The organism is Arthrobacter sp. TJ-270 (assembly GCF_058269075.1).
The window spans coordinates 552,366-574,809 of sequence record NZ_JBZCNB010000001.1; the positions used below are offsets into that span (position 1 = coordinate 552,366).

The window sequence follows — 22,444 nt, forward strand, 5'->3', positions numbered from 1 at the left end:
GATTTCCAGCGCAAGTAGTGACATGTTTCCATCCTAACGCCGTGTTTCCTTTGCCCGCGCCACTATGAAGGGCGTGTGGGCAGGGCCTCAACCCAGCAGGAGGCGCTCAAGGAAGTACACGAGCGATCCGATGCCCAGGATCGGAGCCACTCCAACTGCGAGGACCGCCGCAGTGTCCAGGGGCTCCTCCCGGCTGATCACGAGGCGCCGGGCAGCCATGACGACGGCGCCGCACACCGCACCGATGATTCCCGCGGCCAGCCCCTCCACGTCGGTGAATATCAACGCGCACAACGGACCGGCGAGCGCCGCGAGGACAACGCCGAGCGGCCCGACCATCCGGTCCGGCCATGGGAGCAGGGCTGCAGCGATCGCGACCAGAACGCTGATTCCCGTGACGAGCGTGACGCCGGACGTCCCTGCGTTGATGCCGAGGTTTTCCGTCGCAATCCAGCCTGCACCAAGGGCGATGATCAGAACGCCGGAACTGGCCCCCAGCGTCGATTCGAGGCGGAGGCTTTGACCTGTACCGCGGAGGAGTTGAATGAGAAAGACGGCACCGAGACCAAGCGCCACCGCAACCGGCAGCCAGATGAGCGCAGCTCCGGAGGGAGACAGGTACGCAGCGGCGCAGGCGGCGAGCGCACTGACCGCGATGGCGGCGGACTGGCTCTTGCGTGCCGGAACACCCAAAAGGTAAGGCCACCCGATCGACGCCACCAGGATAAGAACGGCGACGACGACGGCGCTCACCTCCAATGACACGTAGGAGGCGCCGACGATAGCGATCAGAGCGACCGCCCCGACAAGTGCCGCCATCATTATTCTCACCCCTGCAATACTGCCCTACCCATGTGGGAGGCGTCGAAAGCGGCAGCCCGTATGCGGCGTACGCCCTTGTCCGATCGATGTCCGAACAGCGTGGTGGCCGTGGAATGTTACGGAGTGCAAGGAATCACACCGGTATACTGAACGGAATCCGCTGCGGGCCTGCCGGAACAACCCACTGCCCGCGGCACCCGGCCACCGTTGCGCCCGCCCGATGATGCGCGTCCCAATCCCTGGAGGACACATGCCGCACATCCTGATGCTGACGAACAGCCCGGGCTCGTCCGTGGAGATCCTCCCTGCACTGGAGTTGCTCAACCACAAGGTGCACATCCTCCCCGCAGAGCCCACCGCCCTGCTTGAGACTGAACCGTCCGACGTCGTCATCATCGATGCGCGCAAGGACCTCGTGGGAGCCCGTTCACTGACCCAGCTGCTGCGGGCCACCGGACTGAGCGCCCCTATCATGCTGGTCCTCACCGAAGGTGGGATGGCAGCTGTCGCCGCGAACTGGCTGGCCGACGACGTGGTCCTCGACTCCGCCGGCCCCGCAGAGGTCGAGGCGCGGCTGCGACTCGTGATTTCGCGGGCCAACACCGCGGCCGAGGAGGTGTCGAGCGAGATCCATGCCTCCGGCGTCGTCATCGATGAAGCGAGCTACACCGCGCGGGTGGGCGGCGAACCGATGAACCTCACGTACAAGGAATTCGAGCTGCTGAAGTACCTTGCGCAGCACCCCGGCCGGGTCTTCACCCGGGACCAGCTCCTGCACGAGGTGTGGGGTTATGACTACTACGGAGGCACGCGGACCGTCGACGTCCATGTGCGTCGTTTGCGGGCCAAGCTCGGCGCCGACCACGAGCAGCTGATCGGCACCGTGCGGAATGTGGGCTACCGGTTCACGCTGAGCCGGCAACCGGATGACTCCACCGTCAACCAGCAGGCATAAACAAAGACTCCCCCACCGCGTCGCGGAGAGGGAGTCTCTTTTTGTTGGTGGAGGACATACGGGTCGAACGTATCGAGGGTGCCCCACTGGCACATCCCCCCAGTTGCTCTCTTTCGAGCGCTTGAAAAGCCTAACGCATTGCCGTCGATGCCGCCAAAACCTGTCCTGACTGCGGTCAGGACAGATCGGTGACGAAGTTGGCGAGGTCATCGACAACCCGGTCGGGTTGCTCGAGATGGACGCCGTGACCCGCACCTGGATACACGATCAGCCTGGCGTCGCGGATGCCATTGACAATGATGTCCTGGTCGCGGCGCGGGACGAACGGGTCGTGGTCACCCCAGATCAGAAGCGTCGGCGCGGTGATTCGGTCCAGTAGTGCGGTGGGATCGGCGCTCATCAGCCCGAGCAGGGTGTCCTTCCAGACCCGGGCCGGGGCCATAAGGCTCTCCTCGACCATGGTTTCGAGGAGTTCCTCGGGCATGTGCCCGGGGGTCGTGGCTCGCACGAAGTCCTCGACGAACGCACGGTCAAGCGGGTCCTCGAGGAGCGCGATGGTCTGTTCCATTTCGGTGACGCCGGGCTTGCCGGCCAGGCTTGCCGGGGTGCTGATGAGCACCAGACCGGACACCCGGTCGGGTCTGTCGCCGGCCAGGGTTTCAGCGACCAGTCCCCCGCTGGAGGCACCCACCAGGACCGCCCGGCCAATCCCGACCGAGTCCATGAAGCAGACAAGGTCGGCGGCGAAGTCAGCGGGCCGGTAACCGTCGCGAGGCTTGTCGGCGTTGCCGTGGCCGCGTTGAGTCGGAGCGTATCCGTGGATGAACGGCGGCAGGCGTTCGAGGACGGTTTGCAGATACCGCCATGACTCCACCCACGCGTGCACGAACACGACGGCGATTCCGTCCGGATCCCCGACCTCTGCGTAAGGAAGTCTCAGCTGGCTGGTCACGGCCGTGGTCTTCACTGCAACACCCGTCATGGCCGCCTTCCTTCCGGAGACTGTCGACCCTCCAACGCTGTGGATGAAGAAACCTGCGTCCATTGTCACCGGGAGGCCGGTGGCCTGTCATCCCTCATTTCACCCGCGTCGGGAGCCTCGCACACTACGCTTAGTCCCATGACGGATGAAGTATCCACCTGGCCCATCCTCACCATCAGCGGCGCTCCGCGCGCTGAGGTGCTGGAGGACATTGTCGGCCTCGCCCGCGCCGCTGAGGATGCGGATGGCAACCCGCCCCTCTCCGAACAGACACTGGTGAACCTGCGTGCTTCCCAGGAGCACCCGGACTCCCTGCTGGTCTTCGCGACCTATGCCAGTGATGGTGTCAGCGCCGGTGACGCTGATGAGGAGCTGGCCGGTGTCGCCGTCGTCAGCCTTCCCCGCGCGGGGGGCCAACCGGGGGTGCTGGAACTCGTGGTCCGGCCCACCTACCGAAACCAGGGCGTCGGCACAAGCCTGGTGCGCGCGCTGCAGGACCATCAGTTGCCGGAACTGCGGGCGTGGTCGCACGGCAACCACGCCGCCGCCGTCGAACTTGCCGGCAAAGCAGGGTTCACACCCGTACGCGAACTGTGGCGGATGCGGCAGACACGCGCCGCGCTCGAAGCGACGGTGCCCGACGCCGTCATCCCGGATGGGGTCCGCCTGCGTGCTTTCGAACCCGGCCGTGACGAACAAGCGTGGCTCGAGGCCAACGCCGCGGCTTTCGCGCACCACCCTGAGCAGGGCGCCATGACGCTCGAGGATCTGCAGGCGCGCATGGCTGAGGACTGGTTTGACCCGAAGGGCCTGATACTCGCGGTCCCTGATTCGGATGACCAGCTGCTCGGCTTCCACTGGACCAAAGTGCACCCCCGCAGCGGCAAGCACCCCGCCATCGGCGAGGTCTATGTAGTGGGTGTGACCCCCTCCGCGCAGGGCATGGGACTCGGCAAGGCGCTCACGATCGCCGGGATCGAACATCTGCATTCTCTCGGACTGCAGGCCATCATGCTGTACGTTGACGCCGACAACACCGCCGCCGTGGCTCTCTACCGCTCCCTGGGCTTCACGCGATGGGACGTCGATGTCATGTACGCGCCGGGCAACCAGGCGGACAACTTGTAAGGTTGGAAAGGGGCCTGAACCCGCCATCCCACGGCAGGTAAGCGTGCCCGCCAGAAACACCAAAGGAGACACTATGGAAGCCGAAACCGCCGCCCGGATCCCGGCACGGTATGGATCGTCAGAGGTGGCTCCAGCCCGCGCAACTCAGGACCGCATCGACATCCCTGATTTCGCGCCGAGCCTCCTGCCCTCAGGCGAGATTTCCCCGGACCGTTTCCTGGATCGCGAGCTGAGCTGGCTGCATTTCAACGCCCGAGTACTGGATCTCGCCGAAGATCCGGACCTGGCCCTGCTTGAACGGGTCAATTTCCTCTCGATCTTCGCCTCCAACCTGGACGAGTTCTTCATGGTCCGGGTTGCCGGCCTGAAACGCCGAATCGCAACCGGACTGGCCGTGCCTTCCGCCGCCGGGCTGAGCCCCATCGAGCAGCTCGAGACGATCATGACCGGGGGGTTGGCACTCCAACGACGGCACGCCACGGTGTTCTCAAATCACATCCGGCCCGCACTCGCCGGCGAGAACATCCACCTCACCACGTGGGACCAGCTTGATTCCGCGACGCAGGCAGAACTGAACAAGCTGTTCGCGGAGAAGGTCTTCCCGATCCTGACACCGCTCGCGGTCGATCCTGCCCACCCTTTTCCATACATCTCCGGCCTTTCGCTGAACCTCGCCGTCGTCGTGCGTAATCCGGTGAGCGACAAGGAACTGTTCGCACGTGTGAAGGTGCCTGACCAGCTGCCGCGGCTTGTCTCAGTGGACGGCCCGCGCGCGGGGAACGTGGCCGGCCGGACCGCCCGCTTCATTCCCCTGGAAGAGGTCATCGCCGTCCATCTGGACCAGCTGTTCCCCGGAATGGAAGTCCTTGAGCACCACACTTTCCGCGTTACCCGCAATGAAGACCTTGAGGTGGAAGAGGACGACGCCGAGAACCTCCTGCAGGCACTCGAAAAGGAACTCCTCCGGCGCCGGTTCGGTCCCCCGGTCCGGCTGGAAGTAACCACGGACATCAACCCCAGCATCCGGGCGCTGCTCTCGCGGGAGCTCGGGGTGGAGGAGGCAGAGGTCTATGACCTCCCGGCTCCGCTGGACCTGCGCGGGCTCACCGTGATTGCCGGCATCGACCGCGGCGACCTGCACTATCCGAAGCATGTGGCGCACACCAGCCGTGACCTCAACGAGAGCGAAACCTCGAAGGCTGCGAACGTCTTCGCTGCCATGCGGCGCCGGGACATCCTCCTGCACCACCCGTATGATTCCTTCTCCACCTCGGTTCAGGCGTTCCTCGAGCAGGCCGCGGTGGATCCGAAGGTCCAGGCGATCAAGCAGACCCTGTACCGCACCTCAGGCGACTCCCCCATCGTCGATGCGCTCATTGATGCAGCGGAGGCGGGCAAGCAGGTGTTGGCCCTCGTCGAGATCAAGGCCCGCTTCGACGAGCAGGCCAACATCTCCTGGGCGCGGAAGCTGGAACAGGCCGGCGTTCATGTTGTGTACGGCATCGTGGGCCTGAAGACCCACTGCAAGCTCTCCCTCGTGGTTCGCCAGGAGATCGACGGACTTCGCCGCTACTGCCACATCGGCACCGGCAACTACCACCCGCGCACCGCACGCTACTACGAGGATTTGGGCTTGCTGACCGCCAATCACCAGGTGGGCGAGGACCTCTCGAGGCTGTTCAACCAGCTCTCCGGGTACGCCCCCAAGTCAACGTTCAAGCGTCTTCTCGTGGCGCCGCGGTCCGTCCGCTCGGGCCTGATCGAACGTATCGAGCAGGAGATCGCAAACAGTCAGGCCGGGCTGGAAGCACGGGTCGTCATCAAGGTGAACTCGATCGTTGACGAAGCTCTCATCGACTCCCTGTACCGGGCGTCGCAGGCCGGTGTGCGGGTCGATGTAATTGTTCGCGGGATCTGTTCGGTGCGCCCGGGTGTCCCCGGTCTCAGCGAGAACATCACCGTCCGCTCCGTCCTGGGCAGGTTCCTTGAACACTCCCGGGTCTTCGCCTTCGCCAACGCGGGCGACCCCGCCGTGTACATCGGCTCGGCCGACATGATGCACCGCAACCTCGACCGCCGCGTGGAGGCCCTTGTCCAGCTGTCCTCGCCCGAGCACATTACGTACCTGATCTCGCTCATGGACCGGTACCTCGACAGTGGTACCGCGAGCTGGCACCTGGACAGTGACGGAGAGTGGATCCGCCATCACAAGGACGACGACGGCAACCCGCTGAGCGACGTGCAGTCATGGCTGCTGGCCTCCCGCTCCCGCAGCCGTCTGCGGCCGGCCCGCCGGTGATCGTGCAGCCCGACACGACGGTCGATAGCAGGAGGGGCGAGCACGGTGCCGCCGTCGTCGCTGCCGGTGCGCTGTGCTGGCGCAAGCGTTCCGGCGCGCTGGAGGTCCTGCTCATCCACCGGCCCCGCTACGACGACTGGTCCTGGCCGAAGGGCAAGATCGACGCCGGTGAGACCACCCCCGAGTGCGCAGTACGCGAGGTCCGTGAGGAAATCGGCATCACGGTCAAGCTCGGCGTCCCGCTGCCGACCATCGAGTACCAGGTGTCGTCCGGTCTCAAGGTTGTGCATTACTGGGCGGCGAAAGCAGAGGGCATAACGCCCAAACCCGATGGCAAGGAAGTCGACGATTTCCTCTGGTGTTCGGCCGAACGCGCCGCTGAGCTGCTCAGCAACCCCTCCGACCGGGAGCCGCTCGACGCTCTGGTCGAAGCCTGCGCTGAGGACAACCTGGATACCTGGCCCCTGATCGTAGTCCGCCACGCGAAGGCCAAGCCGCGGTCCTCCTGGACGCGCGCCGAAGGTGAGCGTCCGCTCGCGGCGTCCGGACGGCGTCAAGCCCTGGCGGTGAGCCGCCTGCTGCAGGCGTGGTCACCTGACCGGATAGTCAGCAGCCCTTGGGACCGGTGCGTGCAGACGATCATGCCGTACGTGAAACGCTCGAACGCGAAGCTGAAGCTCGTTGACGCCCTTACGGAACACGATGCCGCCCGGAAGCCGGGACGGGCAAGCAGCACGGTCGACAAGCTTTTTGACCGCCGCGTCCCGGTAGCCGTGTGCAGTCACCGACCGGTCCTGCCGCTGATACTTGATGTGCTCCGCGCGCACATGCCTACCCGCCTCGGGAAGATGCTGCCGGTGTCTGACCCCTACCTCGCCCCCGGTGAAGCGATTATCTGCCAGGTGAGCTCCAGAAAGTCCGGGCAGGTCGTCTCGGTCGAGCAGTTCCGCGCCTATGACGACTGAAGCCGGCACCCTTAGACTGAGTGCCGTGACTATCCCGGTTCCCACGCCCTACGAAGACCTGCTCCGCGACGTCCTAGCCAACGGCACGCCGAAATCGGACCGGACCGGAACCGGAACCCGCAGCGTCTTCGGACGGCAGCTGCGGTTCGACCTCGCGGAGTCATTCCCCCTCATCACCACCAAGCGGGTGCACTTCAAATCGGTTGCCCTGGAGCTGCTCTGGTTCCTCCGCGGCGACTCGAATGTCCGCTGGCTGCAGGAACGCGGGGTGCGGATCTGGAATGAGTGGGCTGATGACGACGGTGAGCTGGGCCCCGTCTACGGAGTGCAGTGGCGTTCCTGGCCCACGCCCGACGGCGGCCACATTGATCAGATTGAGCGCCTGATCGAGGGTTTGAAGGCCAACCCTGATTCCCGGCGGCACATTGTCTCAGCCTGGAACGTCGCCGAGATCGAGAACATGGCGCTGCCGCCCTGCCACGCTTTCTTCCAGTTCTATGTTGCGGACGGCAAGCTCTCCTGCCAGCTGTACCAGCGCTCCGCAGACACATTTCTCGGCGTACCGTTCAATATTGCGTCCTACGCTTTGCTCACCCTCATGGTGGCGCAGCAGGTGGGACTCGAGCCCGGGGAGTTCGTGTGGACGGGCGGTGACGTGCACATCTACGCCAGCCATCTCGATCAGGTTACGGAACAGCTCTCACGCGAGCCCTACCCCTACCCCACGCTGCGCCTGAACCGGAAGCCCGAGACCATCTTCGACTACGAGCTTGAGGACTTCACGGTGGAGAACTACCAGCACCATCCCACCATCAAGGCGCCGATCTCCGTATGAGCGAAACCATGAACCTGACCGCGTCGGTCGGGACACCCCTGGTCGGGATGATCTGGGCACAGACAATCGACGGCGTCATCGGCCGGGACGGCAGTATGCCGTGGCACCTGCCCGAGGATCTTGCGCACTTCAAGCGCACCACCGAGGGACATCCCGTCATAATGGGGCGGCGCACGTGGGAGTCCTTCCCCGAGAAGTACCGTCCGCTGCCCGGCCGCACCAACATCGTGGTAAGCAGGCAGAATCTGGATCCTGCCGACTACCCGGGTGCCGTTGTCGTCGGCTCGCTGGCGGAAGCATTCAGCCAGGCGCGCCGTAGCGAGGGTGCTGACGAAATCTGGATCATCGGCGGTGGCCAGGTCTATGCCGAGGCGGTGTCGCATGCCAATGCCGTGGTAGTGACGGTGATCGAGACCTCAGTTGAGGGCGACACCTACGCGCCCGTACTGGCGAACTCATGGAACCTCACGAGGGTTGAGCCGTCCGAGGGCTGGTACACGGCGCAGAACGGCACGCGCTTCCGGATCAGCCTGTGGACTCACCCCGAAGCTGATGGGCTGGACGTCACGCAGAAAGTAACGCACTGAGGGAGTTTGCCACCCTCGCCTAAACTGGAACCATGACTTCCGCCGCGAACCTGTCCTCCTCTTCCGTGCCTTCCGTCGGTTTGGTCGGCTGGCGCGGAATGGTCGGCTCCGTACTGATGCAGCGCATGCAGGACGAGGGCGACTTCCGCACCATCAACCCCGTTTTCTTCTCGACGTCGAACGCCGGTGGGGCTGCGCCGTCGTTCGCTGAGGGTGCCGGACCACTGCAGGACGCGTATGACGTCGAGGCTCTCGCGAAGCTGCCGATCATCGTGACCGCACAGGGCGGCGGATACACCTCGGAGGTGTACCCGAAGCTGCGCGACGCCGGCTGGGACGGCCTGTGGATCGACGCCGCTTCCACGCTGCGTATGGAGAAGAGCTCCATCATCGTGCTCGACCCGGTCAACCGCGACGTTATCGACGCCGGACTGGCACGCGGCGTACGCGATTTCGTCGGCGGCAACTGCACGGTCTCCTGCATGCTGATGGGCCTCGGTGGACTGTTCAAGAACGGTCTGGTCGAGTGGGGCACCTCCATGACCTACCAGGCAGCATCCGGTGGCGGCGCCCGGCACATGCGGGAGTTGCTGACCCAGTTCGGTTCCATCCACGGCGTCGTTGCCAAGAATCTGGCGGATCCGGCATCTGCGATCCTCGATATCGACCGGGCTGTGCTGACCCAGCAGAAGAATCCCGCCATGGATGCGTCCCAGTTCGGGGTGCCGCTTGCCGGTTCAGTGATTCCTTGGATCGACGCCGACCTCGGCAACGGGCAGTCCAAGGAAGAGTGGAAAGCCGGCGCGGAGACCAACAAGATACTCGGGAATGACATCGCGGATGGCGCCCGGATCCCCTTTGACGGATTGTGTGTACGGATCGGCGCCATGCGCTCGCACTCCCAGGCGCTGACGCTGAAGCTCACCCAGGACCTGTCTCTGAATGAGATCGAGGCCCTGATCGATCAGGACAACGAGTGGGCAACCGTGGTTCCCAACACCAAGGAAGCCACTCTTGCCGGGCTGACCCCGGTGGCGGCCAGCGGAAGCCTGAAAATCCCGGTCGGGCGCATCCGCAAACTCGAGATGGGTCCGGAGTACATCAGTGCCTTCACCGTGGGCGACCAGCTTCTGTGGGGTGCTGCAGAGCCGTTGCGCCGCATGCTCCTCATCGCCACCGGCAACCTCTAGGGTCCGTTAGCCGCACCCGCGGGTATCCCCGGGTGCGGCCAGCACCCGGTCGAACACCTGTTCTAGCGAAATGTCGGAGGCGTCCGGCAGACTGTCCTGCATGAATCAGATTCCGGTAGATCAGGTCCTGAGGCGGTACTTCTCCGCGAGTGCCGCGGGCAGGCATCCCGCCACGGTTGAGCGCTACGAGCGCGTCCTTGCCCACCTGCAGCTGTTCCTTGAGCAGGAAGGCGACTCCACGGTCAGCGGAGATACGGCCGCGCTGCTCGCGCTGGAAAGGCAGTTCGATCCCGAAGGCGCCTTCGGGCGGGTCCTCGGACCGGAGCAGCTGGTCTTCGCACTCCCCCGGTTCCTGAGCGGCCCATGGCTGCTCGCTGACTTCCACGACCGCCTGGCGCAGATCAGTCTCATCTCGAGGCTGGTGCAGTGGCTGTGCAGCCGCGAGCTCGTGGACAGCCGCTGGCACCGCCATGCTGTCATGCAGACGCGTGCAGCCGCTGAGAAGGCCCGGAGACGGGCCACGACGTAATCCCGGCGGGTCTCGTGCGGTCCCTGAGCGAGTGTCTGTGTCAGTTCAGCGTCGCGCTCAGTTCAGCGGCGCGCTCAGTTCAGCGCGCAGCCGATCAGGAGCGGTTCCGGGTGCAGCCGAATACCGAAACGCTCCTCGACGCCGTCGGCCACCAGTCGGGCGATGTTCAGCAGGTCCTCTGCTGATGCTGCGCCACGGTTCGTGACCGCGAGGGTGTGCTTCGTGGATAAGGCAGCACGACCGCCCGCCGCACGGTAACCGGCGTCGTCCGCGAGCCCGAAGCCCTTGCCGAACCCCGCGTGCTCGATGAGCCAGGCTGCACTGAGCTTCACCGTGTCATCAGGCATCGGATACCTCGGGGCGCTCTCGGGCAGGGACCCCGCTGCATCCGAGTCCACCACGGGGTTCGTGAAGAAGGACCCGGTGCTGTAGGTGTCACGGTCAACCGGATCCAGCACCATGCCCTTGGCCGCCCGCAGCTTCAAAACTGCACGGCGTACGTCATTGGCGTAGGTCCGGGCTCCAACCTCGATGCCGAGTTCCCGGGCCAGTTCCGCGTATCGCACCGGCGCCCCCAGACGGCCGAGTCCCAGCTGGAACTGCACCGTCAGCACCACGTAACGGGGTGTCCCGGCGTCGGTGGTGCGCTTCAGAAGGGAGTCGCGGTACCCGAACCCGAGGTCGAAGTTGGCCAGCGACTTGATGGACTTCGTCTCACGGTCATACGTGCGCACCATGGCAATGGTTTGTGAGACTTCAGCACCGTACGCACCCACGTTCTGCACCGGAACTGCGCCTGTGGACCCCGGGATGCCGGACAGGGCCTCAAGGCCCGAGTAGGCATGACGCACCGTGTACTCGACGAGCTCATCCCAGGGCTGCCCGGCTTGTGCGGTGACCATCACGCCTCCGCAAGTGGCGTCGTCGTCGTTCACGGTAAAGCCCGTTGAGGCAATCCGGACCACTGTGCCGGCGAAGCCGGTGTCAGCGACAAGCAGGTTCGAGCCGCCGCCAACGAGCAGGAGCGGCTCCCCCGCTTCATCGGCGGAGCGAACCGCGTCGATAATCTCGGCTTCGGTACGAGCCTCCACGAGTTTGCGGGCGGGTCCCCCGACGGCGGACGTGGTGAACTGGGCGAGCGACGTCACCAGATCCGCACCACTGCCTGTGCCTTGACCAGCACCTTCTGCCCGCCGGAGGTGACAGTCAGATCAATGCGGGCAGTCGAATTATCCTGATCAATTGCCCCTACGACGCCGACAACTTCAATAACCGCGCCGGCTACGCCGGGCTGATCAGTGGTGTCCTCGACAATCACCGGCCGGGTGAACCGGGTCTGGTAATCGATGACGGCGGTAGGGTCACCGATCCAGTCAGCTACCACCTGAACGGCCGAGCCCATGGTGAACATGCCGTGGGCAATGACGCCGGGAAGGTCCACACCGCGTGCGAAGGATTCGTTCCAGTGGATGGGGTTGAAATCACCGGACGCGCCGGCGTACTTCACCAGGTCCAGTCGGGTGACTTCAATCGGTGAACGGCCAATTTCCTGGCCTACCTCAAGGTCCGTGAGCGTAATTGTCATGTCTACTGCTCCTCCCCGCGCACAAGGATGGATGACGTGGTCGTTGCGGTCTTCTCGCCCTCCACTGTGGAGATTTCTGCCCGGGTTGTAATCATCGCGCCGCCGCCCATCGCACGAACCTGGTCAACGTGGAGTTCGGCGACCAGCTCGTCGCCGGCGACGATCGGTCGATGGTGGATGAAGCGCTGGTCGGCGTGAACCACACGGGTGAAGTCAATACCGGCCTCCGGGTCTTCGATCAGTTGAGCGTCCGCACGCTGGGCGATGATGATCGCGAAGGTGGGAGGCGCAACGACGTCGCGGTGGCCCAGCGCGGCCGCGGCTTCCGGGTCGAAGTGCGACGGATGCGTGGCTTTGACGGCCCTCGCGAATTCGCGGATCTTCTCGCGCCCTACGGTATAGACCTCGGCAGCCGGATAGCTGCGCCCCTGAAGGTCGGGATTGATCGTCATGAAACTCCTTCTTGTTAGGCTGCCGAAGTAACCGGCTCCTCGGGCGCGGACACGCATCTCCCAGCGTAGCTGTATTGCCCCGTAACCTACCGGTCGCTTCCGCTCGAGCTCAGCCCTGCGGCGGGTGGCTACGACGACGCGCGTCACGTCCGCGCACCACCAGCCCCGCGAGGTGCGCGGCCATGCCCGCCACGATGATGGGCAGTGCGGCCATTACCAGCGGATCGGTCTGCAGCATGGCGCCGGCGACGGCCAGCAGAATGCCCACGCCGGTAAGGATCAAGGCCGCGACTACGAGCTTCCGGTACAACGGCGATCCGGTGTCCCAGGGTGTATTGAGCATGGTCCTATCCTAGGGTCCGGGGCGGGATCCGCCTGGGCAGGGGTGCACGCCCAGGGTCAGGCCGCCACCCTCCGGCGTGCTCCCCTGGGGCTTCCGGTCGCCAGTCGCACCAAACCCGGCACACGCATGACGAGCGCCCAGTAGAGCACTCCTGCAGCAAGGGATGCGGCCACCGCCACCGCCGGGTGCATGGCTTCCAGATGCGGGAAGACAAGCCAGTGGGTGAGGTAGATGTATAGCGATGCGCTGGCCAGTACCACCGTTATGCGCTGCAGACCGCGGGGCACAGGCAGTGTCCGCAGCCAGACGAGCACCAGTATGCCAACCAGCAGCGTCATCTCCCGGGGCAGGTCCAGGAAGAAGTAGCCCGGGACGCAGAGCACCACGACAGCAGAAATGAGGCAGCGGTGAAGGGTGGTCCGCGCCTGGGCCACGGCCCATCCCAGAGCGAAAAGCCACAGCGCAGGAGCGGTGTTCGGCACCTCAAGATCGATGACGTTGAACCGGGTCAGGAGACCAGCCGCGGTCAGCCCGAGCGGGAAGCCAAGTGGGAAACGCCGTTCCAGCCTCGCTATCGGGGGAAACGCCAGTAGCGCGACCGTGCAGACAAGGAGGTAGGTCAGGACCTCGACAAACCAGAAATGCCATTCAGGGGTTACTTCCTGGGGACCGACGAGCGCATTCAGGAGGAAGATGTTCGCGACGCTGTAATGGTCCGTGATGAGGTAGCCGAAGGCGATGAGCGCCATGCTCGGCACCACGATCCGGGCGATGCTGGTCAGCTGGCGCCGTAGCCGTTGTGTCCGTTCGCCCTGAAGGTGGAATCGCGCGAAGTTGTATCCGGCCGCTGCCAGCAGCACGTGGGCAGTGCCTTCCCAATGGAACAGCCCGATGTGAGTGCTGATGATGAGAATGATTGCCACGGCGCGCAGCACGATGCTCGACTCGGCCGGCGCGAAGAACCTGCGTCGTCGTCGGGCCGGGGAAACTCCTTCCAGCTCTGCCACGGATCGCAGATGCCAGTCGGCCGGCAGGGTGCCGAGCGCATTCTCCAGCCGTACCGACGTCGCTACGTATGACAGCGAGTCGCCGCCCAGAGAGACAAAGGTGCTCTCGTCGTCGACGGCGGAGACTTCGAGCTGTTCGGCGAAGATCGCGCGAACATCCTGCGGCCCTTCCTTACGCGTCGGCGCCGCTTCCCGCGGCAGTGGAGCGGGTTCGGCGAGCGCCAGCACCGCCTGGTAATCCGGTTTCCCGCTGCTCAGCCTGGGAAGCTGGTTTACGGCGTACATCTTCAGCGCTCCGCGGGGGATTCCCAGCTCGCGTGCCAGCACTTTCCTGAGCAGGTCCGGCTCGTGGTCGCCTTGGACGGCGACGACGAGGTGCTCATCCCTGCCGGCGCTGGTTGCCTGCACTCCGAACCCGGCGAGGATCTGCTCCACCCGTCCGAGATCGATGCGCAGTCCGGCAATTTTGATGAAGCGGCTCCGGCGCCCCACCACCTCGTACAGCCCGTCAGGATGGCGCCGGGCCAGGTCCCCGGTGCGCAGTTCAGTCACCGTTCGGCCGGCCGCGAGGTCCTCGGGACTCTCCGCATAACCCAGCATCACGTTGGGTCCGGTGTACACCAGTTCGCCATCTTCCAGGCCTGCCACGGGATCGATCCGGAAGCTCCCGCCCGGCACCGGCACGCCGATCCGGGACGGGCTCTGCGTGGCGAGGGCAGGCGGCAGGTACGCCATGCGTGCGGTGGCTTCGGTCTGGCCATACATGACGAAGAGCTCCCAGCCCCGCTCGCCGCCCAACTCCGCGTACCGGCTGACAAGCTCGGGAGCCAGACGGCCACCGGCCTGGGTGACGTACCGCAGGGTGGGCAGGTCCATGTCGGAGAACCCCACGCGTTCCAGCAACTCGAAGGTGTATGGGACGGCGGCGAAGGCGGTTGCTTCGGTGCTGCGGAACAGGTCCCAGAAGCAGGGGTCCACAACCGAGAGGTCGGTGAGCACCACCGACGCGCCGGTGAGCAGGTGGCTGTTGATGACCGACAGTCCGTAGCAGTAGGACATGGGGAGGGTGGTTACGGCCCGGTCCGCCGGCCCGAGCCGCAGGTAGTCGGCGATGGCCCCGGCGTTGGCCTCCAGGTTCTGGTGTGAGAGCCGCACCAGCTTCGGTGAGCCCGTCGAGCCGGAGGTGCTCAGGAGCAGCGCAAGGTCCGGGTGCAGGTAATGGCTGGTTGCAGGACGGACTTCCCGAATTCGCGGCTGCCCATTCCCCTCCCCGGCGGCCATGACGACGTCGGGATCGAAGGTGTCCCGGATCGATTCGATGGCGGAGGGCTTGTCCCCCGGCGCCAGGATCACGGGATGTCCTCCGGACAGTGCCGCGAGGTACGCGACGAGGGAGTCGACGTCGTTGGTGGCTGCCAGCAGCACCAGCCGCCGCACAGGACCGAGACGGTCCACGACCGCTTCTACGCGATCCGCCAGCTGCCGGTAGGTGAGCGTCCCGGAATCCGTCACGACGGCGGGGCTGTCGGCGAAGCGAGCGAGACGGGACGCGAAGCCTCCGGACCGGGTAGCCGCTTCCAGGGGCATTGTCGGCATTGTTATGGACACAGCATTACCTCAATGTAGTGATGGGTGAACGCTCCGGAGACTGCGGAGTAGGGTCTACGGCACCGACCGGCGGTTCGGTAACCGCCCGGTCATTGACCAGGAGGGTGGGCGACGTTCCCGCCGCGACAGTTACGCTGACGGGGGTACCGGCGGCGTAGCGAACGTGGTGCGGTTGCCAGGACCGCAGCGTACGGCCCGAAGCCAGACGCACGTAGTGCAGCACGAAGGCTCCCCGATACTCCTGGGAGATGACCCGGGCAGAAGCGCCCGGATCGTGGGCGAGCGCAACCTCGTGGGGCCGAAGCACCACGTCGACGTTGACGTCGCAGTTCGCCCACCCCGGAACAGTGGAAACCACGCCGATTTCGCACGTCAGCAGTGCGTTGTGGACGTTCGCCGGCAGGAAGTCGGCATCTCCCATGAAGGACGCAACGAAACGTGTGGACGGCTGTTCGAACACCCGCTCCGGCGTGTCCGTCTGCTCGATGACGCCCTCGCGCATCACCACCACGCGGTTTCCCACGGATAGCGCTTCCGTCTGGTCGTGCGTCACCAGCAGGCTGGTAGTCCCGGTTTCCTTCAGTACGGCCACGAGATCGGTGCGCACCCTGCCCCGCAAGGTCTCGTCCAGGCTGGAGAACGGCTCATCCAGCAGCACGACGGCGGGGCGTGGCGCCAGTGCGCGCGCGAGTGCGACTCGCTGTTGCTCTCCACCGGACAATTCGTGGGGGTAGCGGGCTGCCAGGTGATTCAGCCGCACCAGTTCCAGCACCTCGGCAACACGCTGCTGCCTGTCCCGGGCGGGCAGCCGGTTCAGTCCGAAAGCAACGTTCTTCGCGACTGTCAGGTTGGGAAACAGCGCGTGCTCCTGGAACACAAGACCCACGCGACGACGTTCCGGTTCCTGAAACCGTCGGCGGTCCGCGACGGTTTCACCCGCAATCGTGATTGTTCCGGAATCGGGCCGCTCAAGTCCGGCGATCATCCTGAGCATTGTCGACTTCCCGCAGCCGGACGGCCCGATCACGGTTACCATCTCTCCGGCGGACACAGACAGGTCGAGGGACGTGGCTGCCGGGACACCGCCGTATCGCCTGCTCACGCCGCTCAGGGTCAGCGCCGGGGTTTCAACCTGGTTCACGTTACTGGTCATGGTTCACCGTCCCGGTTTTGAGGCCCGCCGAACGGCGGAACAGGAAGTACACCGGGATCACCGCCACCGCGACGATGCCCAGCGCAGGCGTCGCTGCCTTCTCCCAGAAATTCTCGCGGGCCAATTCATAGACCCAGACGGAGATGGTGGTGAACCCGAACGGGCGCAGAAGGAGCACGATCGGCAGTTCCTTGACTGCATCGATCGCTACCAGCACGAGCGCTACCGCGGCGCCGCGGCGAGCCAGGGGCAGATGCACGCGGGTCAGAAGCCTGCGCGGCGTGGATCCGAGGCTGAGGGCGGAAAAGGTAAGTGCCGGTGAGATCTTCGCGAAGCTCGCATCGACAGCCTGGTAGGCCGGAGCAAGGAATCGCACCAGATATGCAAAAAGGATGCCCGCCACCGAACCGGTCACCAGAAGGCCTGTGCCCCCCGGAACACCTGCGAACTCGAGCCACTCATCGAGACGGGCGAAAGCGATGAGCACACCGATGCCGATCACTGCCCCCGGAACGGCATACCCGAAGGTGGTGAGCTGCGCTGCGGTTGCCACCACCGGACCCCCACCGAGGCGTTGGGCATGTCCGATCGTGAGCGCGATTCCGGTGCACAGCAGAGCGGCCACCGACGCAACGGTCACGCTGTTCACGAGATACTCGACAAACCGGGGGTCCAGCAGCGGTTCGGAACTGCCGATGGCCTCCCCCACAGCCCAGCCGATCAGCTGGGCAACAGGGAGAATGAACCCTGCTCCGAGCACACTCAGGCACACCAGGGCGGCAGCCCAACCGGTCCATCCGGCAAGCCGCCGGGGCTGCAGGCCCTCGCCTCGACCTGTTTTCTGGTGAAAGCGCGATCGACCGCGCAGGAGGCGTTCAACCACCAGTACCGCGACCGCGAACAGGAGCACCAGCACCGAAAGCTGGGTTGCCGCGTTGAAATCGAAGCTGCCCTTCCAGACGAGATAGACGCCCACTGAGACGGTCTGCACGTTGAAGTACTGAACAGTCGCGAAGTCCGTCAGGGTTTCCATCATGACCAGCGCCAGTGCGGCGGCAAGCGACGGCCGGGCCAGGGGGACCACAACCCGCCACAGCGTGCGGGAGCGGCTGGCACCGAGGGTGCGTGCGGCGTCGTACGTTGTTGCGCTTTGCTCCACGAGCGCGGACCGCGAGAGGAGATAGACGTATGGGTAGAGCGTGAGCGACATGACGACGACGGCGCCGAGAAGGGTTCGCACGTCCGGCAACCAGGCGCCGGGTCCGAGGACGGTACGCAGCAGGGCCTGTACCGGACCTCCGACGTCGAAGGTGGACAGGAACACGAAGCCCAGGATGTACGCGGGCATGGCCAGCGGCAGCACCAGCGCCCACGAGAGCAGGTTCCGCAGCGGAAAGTTATAGGCCGTAACCAGCCACGCCAGACCGCCGCCGATCAGCAGGGTGCCGCTGCCGACTCCGACCATCAGGAGGACGGTCGTCAGGATCATCGGGCCGATGTCCTGCGGGATGCTGCTCGAGTTCAGGCTGCCGAGTCCGTCGATCAGCACAGCGATCACCGGAGTCGCCACAAGGGCTGCGGCGAGCAGCACAGCCGCCGACCACAGCGGACGGCCGTTCCCGGTCAGGAGGCGCCGGCGTTGTCCGGAAACTCCCGCGTCGACCAGGACAGCCGATTCACTCACTTGTAGCCGGCCTCTGCAAGCACATCGATGGCTTCGGCGTTCAGGTCACCGTAGGCTGCAGCGTTCAGCGGCATACGGCTGAATTCACCGAACTCGGCGATCACCGGTTCGGGCTGTGCCTCCGGATTCACCGGGAACTCGTGGTTGGCGTCAACGAAGGCATTCTGCCCCGTGGTGGCAAGCCATTCAATGAGCTGCTGGGCCTGTGCCGCATTGTCGGAGTCGGCGACGACCCCGGCGCCGGAAATGTTCACATGAGTGCCGGCCCCCTCCTGGCTGGCCCAAAAGAGGTCCACGGACAGCTCGGGGTTCTCCTCGAGGGTGCGCGCCAGGTAGTAGTGGTTGTTGATCCCCACGTCGCAGGCGCCGGCGTCGATCGCTTCGAGCAGGAGAACGTCGTTGCTCATGATGTCCACGTCATTGGCCACCCACCCCTGGACAATCTCGAGGGCCTTCTCCCGGCCGTGGAGGTCGATCAGGCTCGCGACCAGCGACTGCGTGTAGGAGGAGGTGGCGTCGCGCATGCAGAGCCGTCCCTTCCACTTCGGATCGGCCAGCCCTGCATAGGTCTCCTGGGCATCGAACTCCGAGGGGTCCACGTTCTCCGGGTTGTAGGTGACGGTTCTGGCCCTCATGGCCAGCCCGAACCACTGTCCTTCCGGGTCCCGCAGGTCCTCGGGAACCGCTTCGTCCAGGGCGGCCGAGCTCGTCTGGGCGAGTACGTCCTGGCGCGCTGCGTTCCAGAGGTTCCCGGCATCCACTGTCATGAAGACGTCTGCCGGTGTGTCGCTTCCCTCGGCCTTGAGTCGCTCGAGGAGTTCGGCGTCATCACCGGTGATGAACTCGACCGAGATCCCCGTTTCGTCGGTGAACTGACCGAACGCGCCTTCCAGGTCATAGTGCCGCGCCGTGTAGATCTGCAGGTCGGCTGGAGCCTTGCCGATGCCGAGCACGCCGCAACCTGAGAGGGCCAGGACGGGTACCGCGAAAGCGGCGCAGGCAGCAATGAGCTTGGGTCGGTGCATGGGGGGTACTCCTGAAGGAAGCGGTAGAGGCCGCAAGCAAAATTACAAAGGTAAGCCTAACCGAACCTCAGCGCAGCGCCGAACACTCTTCCCGAATCATGACTCGGTAGGTAACACGGACGGCAGGCGGAAAGCGCTCAGAACAGCTCGTCCTGCACCGCCACGGGCGCGGACCTGAACTCACCAAGCTGCAGACGACGGCCGCGCAGCAGCCCGAGGTCCAGAAGGAACTCGCCTTCGGGAAGAGCGAGCAACGCGGTCGGTCCAAGGAGAGCCAGGATGCTGCCGCCATGTCCCCCGGCCTCAAGGCTCAGCGGATAGACCGCAGCCCGGGCCCGAAGGATTTGATCCCAGCTCCCCGGGGCCTGCCACTGCTCCTCGACTGCTTCGAAGCCGTCGATACTCACACCCTGTGCCAGTAAAGCGCGTACGACGTCGGCTGCATCGGCGTTCAGAAGGTTCAGTTTCGACGGCGCAAGCGGGCGCGCGAGGGCCGCCGTCTTCGCTGCCGACCGGACAGCCTGCGGCAGGCCGGCGTGCCGTGTCACGGCGTCTTCAAGAACGCGGACCACCCTGCCGTCGTGAGCGTGGGCAACATAGCGGGCGACGACGGCTCCCTGCTCCGCCAAGCGGGTCCACTTGCTCCGGTCCGAGGCTGTTCCCACCTTGGTGGAGCCGTCCGCGAAGGTCGCGACGTACAGCCAGTGATCCTGCGCGAGGTACGGTGCAAGCGCTTCGGGCGCCACTCCGGAACGGTGAACGTCGTGCATGTACCGGAAGTCGTCCCGGGCAAAGCAGGGGCCGCACTGGTAGCCGCGTTCCGCCGTCGTCTGTTCAGGGCAGGGAAGGGAGCGACGGCCCTTCGTACCCAGCGCTTTCGAGTAGCCCAGGCAGAAACGCTCGCTGTCGGAAAGGCGGAAGCCAAGAAAGATCGGCAGGTCACCGAGGTGCAACGGCGTCGGAACTCCGCGCGGCGTCGCGAGTGTCAGCGACGGGCGGGACGGACTCCAGGACACACCGTGGCAAAGAAAAGGTCCGGTGAGCATGTCGCCACGCTACCGGACCGGGAGTTAATGACGCCCGGTTGGCCGTGAACCGTTCGGAACAGGCAACCGGGCGTCAGATACTTCGCTTCGTAAGGGGTTAGGCCGTCTGCCCCTCGTGCGTGCCCTCAGCGATTTCTTCGAGGACCTTGTCGTTGAAGGCGGGCAGGTCATCGGGGTTGCGGCTGGTGACGAAGCCCTGGTCCACAACCACCTCATCATCGGTCCACTGGGCGCCCGCGTTCCTGAGGTCCGTTTCGAGCGTGTGGTAGGACGTCATCGACCGGCCGCTGACCACGCCGGCTTCGATCAGCAGCCACGGCGCGTGGCAGATCGCCGCAACGGGCTTGTGCTGTTCGAAGAAGCTGCGGGCGAAGGCCTGCGCATCCTTGTCCACCCGGAGGTGGTCGGCGTTGACGACGCCGCCCGGCAGAACCAGCGCGTCGTAATCCTCGGCCTTCGCGTCACCGACCGCGAGATCGACTGGGAAGGTATCGCCCTTGTCCGTGCCGTTGAAGCCCTGTATCGACCCCTCGCTGGGGGCGATAAGCGATGGCTCTCCACCGGCACCCTTGACGGCCTCCCAGGGGCTGGTGAGCTCAACCTGTTCGACGCCGTCCGTGAGCAGGAAGGCCACTTTCTTTCCGGAAATATCGTGCATAGTCATGCTTCCTCCATTCCGTTGGCTTACATCTCCAGCCTAGGAACATCAGAAGTACTAAGCAACCTGACTATCAGAGTCCGTCGGCAACAGCTGCGGCCGCGGCAAGCCATGCGCCCTGCGTGGCAGGCTTCAGGGCCCCCCAACGGATCCGTCCTTTCAACAGCGCAACGTCATACGGAATGGTGACGGCGCTGCGCGCGAGCTGTGCAAACCCGTCGGCAATCTGCTGCGCCTGCGCAGCGGTACCGTTCTTGTCCGACTGGCTGACGATGACGACGGCGTTTTGCGACAGCTCCGCGTACTTCCCGCCGCGCCCGCGGAGTGCCTCCAGCAGGAGCGCTCCCGCCTCAGCGTGTTCCTCGAGAGTGGTGGTTGCGATGACGAGCTGATCGGTGTGGTGAATCATGCGCAGCCAGCGCTCTGCGGTTTCATCGTTTCCGGAGTCGACGATATTCAGCCGGAAGTATTTGGAAGCAACCTCGTGGAGAGCGTCGAAATCCTCGGCGGTGATCTTCTGCTCGGAGGCGAGCACGTCCGGCTTGGACCGCAGGACGTCGTACTTGTCTTCGGTCTGGTGGTGAACGTACCGGGCGAGCAACGCGGACTGCGCCGACGGTGCCAGCAACTGGCTCGTCTCCGGCAGGAGGTCCATCACCGACGAGTTGTGGGGGCCCTGCTCGGTGCGCCAGCCAAGAGTGCCGCGGGTTTCGTTGTTGTCCCAGGCGAGCACCGGTCCCCCGCCGTTCCGGGCGAAGACCGCGGCGAGCATGACGGTGGTGGGGGTCTTGTTTGCACCGCCCTTGCCGTTCACCACGGAGACGGTCCGGGGACCCGGCCAGTGCTGGCTGACGGCACGGGTGTGCGCGCGTACGGTCAGTTCCCGCTTCGACGGCGCCACGCGGATCCCGATCCGGGAGAGCAGTCCGCGGAACCCGGTCTCGGCCGGGATTGTGCCATTGTCAGGGGCCAGGAACGAACGACGCCGGCCCTCTGAGTTCTCCTGCCGGCGCGACTGCCGCGGCGGGTCGGCGGGCATGCTGGGAACGGCAGGGATGACCGGCGCTGCCGGTGCTGACGGCATCGACCGAACGGGCGTCGTCGTGCTGGTGCGGGTTTCTGACTGCACCCTGTCCTCCGATGCGCTGGACGATGCTGGGGGCGCCGGAGGCACAGGGCCTGCTACGGCTGGGGCCCGCTGGGGAATCACGACGGGCACCGACATTGTGCGCGTACCGTGGGCTGACTCGTCGAAGCGGATGTCGAGCACCTGACGCGGGACGGTGTCCCCGTCAACCTCGTCCGTCCGCGTCGACCCCGGCTGGAAGGCCGGCTGCGGCGCCTGCGGAGCCGGCGACAGGCGGTCGGCGAAACGGGGGACCTCTGCGATAGGCCCGGTTCCCGGTTCACGTCCTGAGCGTCGTCGGCTTGCTCGGGTTGGAAAGTCTTCCGGCTTTTCGCCCGGCCCCCAGGCCGAATCGTTGTCAGTCATGCTTCCTGTCCTGTCGATGTCCCTCGCGCTTCATCCTATAAGGAGGCTGACCACTGCCTGCGTCGGACTCCGTGGACTGGGCAAAACGAAACAGGCCGG

Annotated in this window: 21 protein-coding genes; 8 read left to right on the forward strand and 13 right to left on the reverse strand. The window is 65.2% G+C overall.

All coding sequences use genetic code 11. The features are described from left to right. Positions 1-87 precede the first annotated feature (87 nt). Complete coding sequence (locus AC4D2M_RS02635) at positions 88-822, reverse strand: hypothetical protein (RefSeq protein ID WP_490889730.1); 735 nt, start codon at positions 820-822, stop codon at positions 88-90. 250 nt (positions 823-1,072) lie between these two features. On the opposite strand from AC4D2M_RS02635, the gene AC4D2M_RS02640 reads away from it, so the two are divergent. Continuing rightward, on the forward strand, positions 1,073-1,777 hold the full coding sequence (locus AC4D2M_RS02640; protein WP_490889732.1) for a winged helix-turn-helix transcriptional regulator: 705 nt from the start codon (positions 1,073-1,075) through the stop codon (positions 1,775-1,777). A 175-nt stretch (positions 1,778-1,952) separates the two neighbouring features. Here AC4D2M_RS02640 and AC4D2M_RS02645 read toward each other — a convergent pair whose 3' ends face one another. Next, positions 1,953-2,759 carry an alpha/beta fold hydrolase gene (locus tag AC4D2M_RS02645; RefSeq protein ID WP_490889734.1) on the reverse strand — a complete coding sequence of 269 codons (807 nt, stop codon included), beginning with the start codon at positions 2,757-2,759 and terminating at the stop codon, positions 1,953-1,955. Positions 2,760-2,897: 138 nt separating this feature from the next. On the opposite strand from AC4D2M_RS02645, the gene mshD reads away from it, so the two are divergent. The 7 genes from mshD (at position 2,898) to AC4D2M_RS02680 (ending at position 10,292) form a co-directional block, all read left to right on the forward strand. Further along, the gene (gene mshD / locus AC4D2M_RS02650) at positions 2,898-3,887 is read left to right on the forward strand and encodes a mycothiol synthase (protein WP_490889736.1); all 990 of its coding nucleotides are present in this window, start codon (positions 2,898-2,900) and stop codon (positions 3,885-3,887) included. Between the two features lie 73 nt (positions 3,888-3,960). Further along, on the forward strand, positions 3,961-6,186 hold the full coding sequence (locus AC4D2M_RS02655; RefSeq protein WP_490889738.1) for an RNA degradosome polyphosphate kinase: 2,226 nt from the start codon (positions 3,961-3,963) through the stop codon (positions 6,184-6,186). Continuing rightward, positions 6,135-7,151 (forward strand): NUDIX hydrolase, encoded by a 1,017-nt coding sequence (locus AC4D2M_RS02660; RefSeq protein ID WP_490889740.1) that lies wholly within the window; start codon positions 6,135-6,137, stop codon positions 7,149-7,151. The genes AC4D2M_RS02655 and AC4D2M_RS02660 overlap by 52 nt, the downstream gene beginning before the upstream one ends. Before the next feature lie 31 nt (positions 7,152-7,182). After that, positions 7,183-7,986, forward strand: a complete 804-nt coding sequence (locus AC4D2M_RS02665; protein ID WP_490890408.1) for a thymidylate synthase — start codon at positions 7,183-7,185, stop codon at positions 7,984-7,986. Next, the gene (locus AC4D2M_RS02670) at positions 7,983-8,573 is read left to right on the forward strand and encodes a dihydrofolate reductase (protein WP_490889742.1); all 591 of its coding nucleotides are present in this window, start codon (positions 7,983-7,985) and stop codon (positions 8,571-8,573) included. Before AC4D2M_RS02665 ends, AC4D2M_RS02670 begins: the two co-directional genes overlap by 4 nt. A gap of 32 nt (positions 8,574-8,605) precedes the next feature. After that, entirely contained in the window at positions 8,606-9,763 is a 1,158-nt protein-coding gene (asd, locus tag AC4D2M_RS02675; RefSeq protein WP_490889744.1) for an aspartate-semialdehyde dehydrogenase, read from the forward strand. Between the two features lie 100 nt (positions 9,764-9,863). Further along, positions 9,864-10,292 carry a hypothetical protein gene (locus tag AC4D2M_RS02680; RefSeq protein ID WP_490889746.1) on the forward strand — a complete coding sequence of 143 codons (429 nt, stop codon included), beginning with the start codon at positions 9,864-9,866 and terminating at the stop codon, positions 10,290-10,292. Between the two features lie 74 nt (positions 10,293-10,366). On the opposite strand, the gene AC4D2M_RS02685 is transcribed toward AC4D2M_RS02680, so the two are convergent. The 11 genes from AC4D2M_RS02685 to AC4D2M_RS02735 all read right to left on the reverse strand — a co-directional run bounded on the left by AC4D2M_RS02685 (position 10,367) and on the right by AC4D2M_RS02735 (position 22,345). Then, positions 10,367-11,440 (reverse strand): UDP-N-acetylmuramate dehydrogenase, encoded by a 1,074-nt coding sequence (locus AC4D2M_RS02685; protein WP_490889748.1) that lies wholly within the window; start codon positions 11,438-11,440, stop codon positions 10,367-10,369. Further along, on the reverse strand, positions 11,437-11,877 hold the full coding sequence (locus AC4D2M_RS02690; RefSeq protein WP_490889750.1) for a MaoC family dehydratase: 441 nt from the start codon (positions 11,875-11,877) through the stop codon (positions 11,437-11,439). The genes AC4D2M_RS02685 and AC4D2M_RS02690 overlap by 4 nt, the downstream gene beginning before the upstream one ends. A gap of 2 nt (positions 11,878-11,879) precedes the next feature. Further along, on the reverse strand, positions 11,880-12,329 hold the full coding sequence (locus AC4D2M_RS02695; protein ID WP_490889752.1) for an FAS1-like dehydratase domain-containing protein: 450 nt from the start codon (positions 12,327-12,329) through the stop codon (positions 11,880-11,882). A 109-nt stretch (positions 12,330-12,438) separates the two neighbouring features. Continuing rightward, positions 12,439-12,672 carry a hypothetical protein gene (locus AC4D2M_RS02700; RefSeq protein ID WP_490889754.1) on the reverse strand — a complete coding sequence of 78 codons (234 nt, stop codon included), beginning with the start codon at positions 12,670-12,672 and terminating at the stop codon, positions 12,439-12,441. A gap of 56 nt (positions 12,673-12,728) precedes the next feature. Then, positions 12,729-15,266 carry an AMP-binding protein gene (locus AC4D2M_RS02705; RefSeq protein ID WP_490889756.1) on the reverse strand — a complete coding sequence of 846 codons (2,538 nt, stop codon included), beginning with the start codon at positions 15,264-15,266 and terminating at the stop codon, positions 12,729-12,731. Between the two features lie 25 nt (positions 15,267-15,291). After that, positions 15,292-16,440, reverse strand: coding sequence for an ABC transporter ATP-binding protein (locus AC4D2M_RS02710; protein ID WP_490889758.1), 1,149 nt, complete (start codon positions 16,438-16,440; stop codon positions 15,292-15,294). After that, positions 16,430-18,124 carry an ABC transporter permease gene (locus AC4D2M_RS02715; protein WP_490889760.1) on the reverse strand — a complete coding sequence of 565 codons (1,695 nt, stop codon included), beginning with the start codon at positions 18,122-18,124 and terminating at the stop codon, positions 16,430-16,432. The genes AC4D2M_RS02710 and AC4D2M_RS02715 overlap by 11 nt, the downstream gene beginning before the upstream one ends. Next, positions 18,121-19,149, reverse strand: coding sequence for an extracellular solute-binding protein (locus AC4D2M_RS02720; RefSeq protein WP_490889762.1), 1,029 nt, complete (start codon positions 19,147-19,149; stop codon positions 18,121-18,123). Before AC4D2M_RS02720 ends, AC4D2M_RS02715 begins: the two co-directional genes overlap by 4 nt. Before the next feature lie 137 nt (positions 19,150-19,286). Further along, positions 19,287-20,195 carry a DUF2797 domain-containing protein gene (locus AC4D2M_RS02725; protein ID WP_490889764.1) on the reverse strand — a complete coding sequence of 303 codons (909 nt, stop codon included), beginning with the start codon at positions 20,193-20,195 and terminating at the stop codon, positions 19,287-19,289. Between the two features lie 97 nt (positions 20,196-20,292). Further along, the gene (locus AC4D2M_RS02730) at positions 20,293-20,859 is read right to left on the reverse strand and encodes a type 1 glutamine amidotransferase domain-containing protein (RefSeq protein WP_490889766.1); all 567 of its coding nucleotides are present in this window, start codon (positions 20,857-20,859) and stop codon (positions 20,293-20,295) included. A 67-nt stretch (positions 20,860-20,926) separates the two neighbouring features. Further along, positions 20,927-22,345, reverse strand: a complete 1,419-nt coding sequence (locus AC4D2M_RS02735; protein WP_490889768.1) for a MinD/ParA family ATP-binding protein — start codon at positions 22,343-22,345, stop codon at positions 20,927-20,929. Between the last annotated feature and the right edge of the window lie 99 nt (positions 22,346-22,444).

What these genes read in the sequence shown, in the direction of transcription:
- AC4D2M_RS02725 (WP_490889764.1), bottom strand. Translation starts at nt 20,195, where the DNA reads ATGCTCACCGGACCTTTTCTTTGCCACGGTGTGTCCTGGAGTCCGTCC.
- AC4D2M_RS02680 (WP_490889746.1), top strand. Translation starts at nt 9,864, where the DNA reads ATGAATCAGATTCCGGTAGATCAGGTCCTGAGGCGGTACTTCTCCGCG.
- AC4D2M_RS02705 (WP_490889756.1), bottom strand. Translation starts at nt 15,266, where the DNA reads ATGCCCCTGGAAGCGGCTACCCGGTCCGGAGGCTTCGCGTCCCGTCTC.
- AC4D2M_RS02695 (WP_490889752.1), bottom strand. Translation starts at nt 12,329, where the DNA reads ATGACGATCAATCCCGACCTTCAGGGGCGCAGCTATCCGGCTGCCGAG.
- AC4D2M_RS02690 (WP_490889750.1), bottom strand. Translation starts at nt 11,877, where the DNA reads ATGACAATTACGCTCACGGACCTTGAGGTAGGCCAGGAAATTGGCCGT.
- AC4D2M_RS02700 (WP_490889754.1), bottom strand. Translation starts at nt 12,672, where the DNA reads ATGCTCAATACACCCTGGGACACCGGATCGCCGTTGTACCGGAAGCTC.
- AC4D2M_RS02640 (WP_490889732.1), top strand. Translation starts at nt 1,073, where the DNA reads ATGCCGCACATCCTGATGCTGACGAACAGCCCGGGCTCGTCCGTGGAG.
- AC4D2M_RS02710 (WP_490889758.1), bottom strand. Translation starts at nt 16,440, where the DNA reads ATGACCAGTAACGTGAACCAGGTTGAAACCCCGGCGCTGACCCTGAGC.
- AC4D2M_RS02735 (WP_490889768.1), bottom strand. Translation starts at nt 22,345, where the DNA reads ATGACTGACAACGATTCGGCCTGGGGGCCGGGCGAAAAGCCGGAAGAC.
- AC4D2M_RS02720 (WP_490889762.1), bottom strand. Translation starts at nt 19,149, where the DNA reads ATGCACCGACCCAAGCTCATTGCTGCCTGCGCCGCTTTCGCGGTACCC.
- AC4D2M_RS02645 (WP_490889734.1), bottom strand. Translation starts at nt 2,759, where the DNA reads ATGACGGGTGTTGCAGTGAAGACCACGGCCGTGACCAGCCAGCTGAGA.
- mshD (WP_490889736.1), top strand. Translation starts at nt 2,898, where the DNA reads ATGACGGATGAAGTATCCACCTGGCCCATCCTCACCATCAGCGGCGCT.
- asd (WP_490889744.1), top strand. Translation starts at nt 8,606, where the DNA reads ATGACTTCCGCCGCGAACCTGTCCTCCTCTTCCGTGCCTTCCGTCGGT.
- AC4D2M_RS02670 (WP_490889742.1), top strand. Translation starts at nt 7,983, where the DNA reads ATGAGCGAAACCATGAACCTGACCGCGTCGGTCGGGACACCCCTGGTC.
- AC4D2M_RS02635 (WP_490889730.1), bottom strand. Translation starts at nt 822, where the DNA reads ATGATGGCGGCACTTGTCGGGGCGGTCGCTCTGATCGCTATCGTCGGC.
- AC4D2M_RS02730 (WP_490889766.1), bottom strand. Translation starts at nt 20,859, where the DNA reads ATGACTATGCACGATATTTCCGGAAAGAAAGTGGCCTTCCTGCTCACG.
- AC4D2M_RS02655 (WP_490889738.1), top strand. Translation starts at nt 3,961, where the DNA reads ATGGAAGCCGAAACCGCCGCCCGGATCCCGGCACGGTATGGATCGTCA.
- AC4D2M_RS02660 (WP_490889740.1), top strand. Translation starts at nt 6,135, where the DNA reads ATGGCTGCTGGCCTCCCGCTCCCGCAGCCGTCTGCGGCCGGCCCGCCG.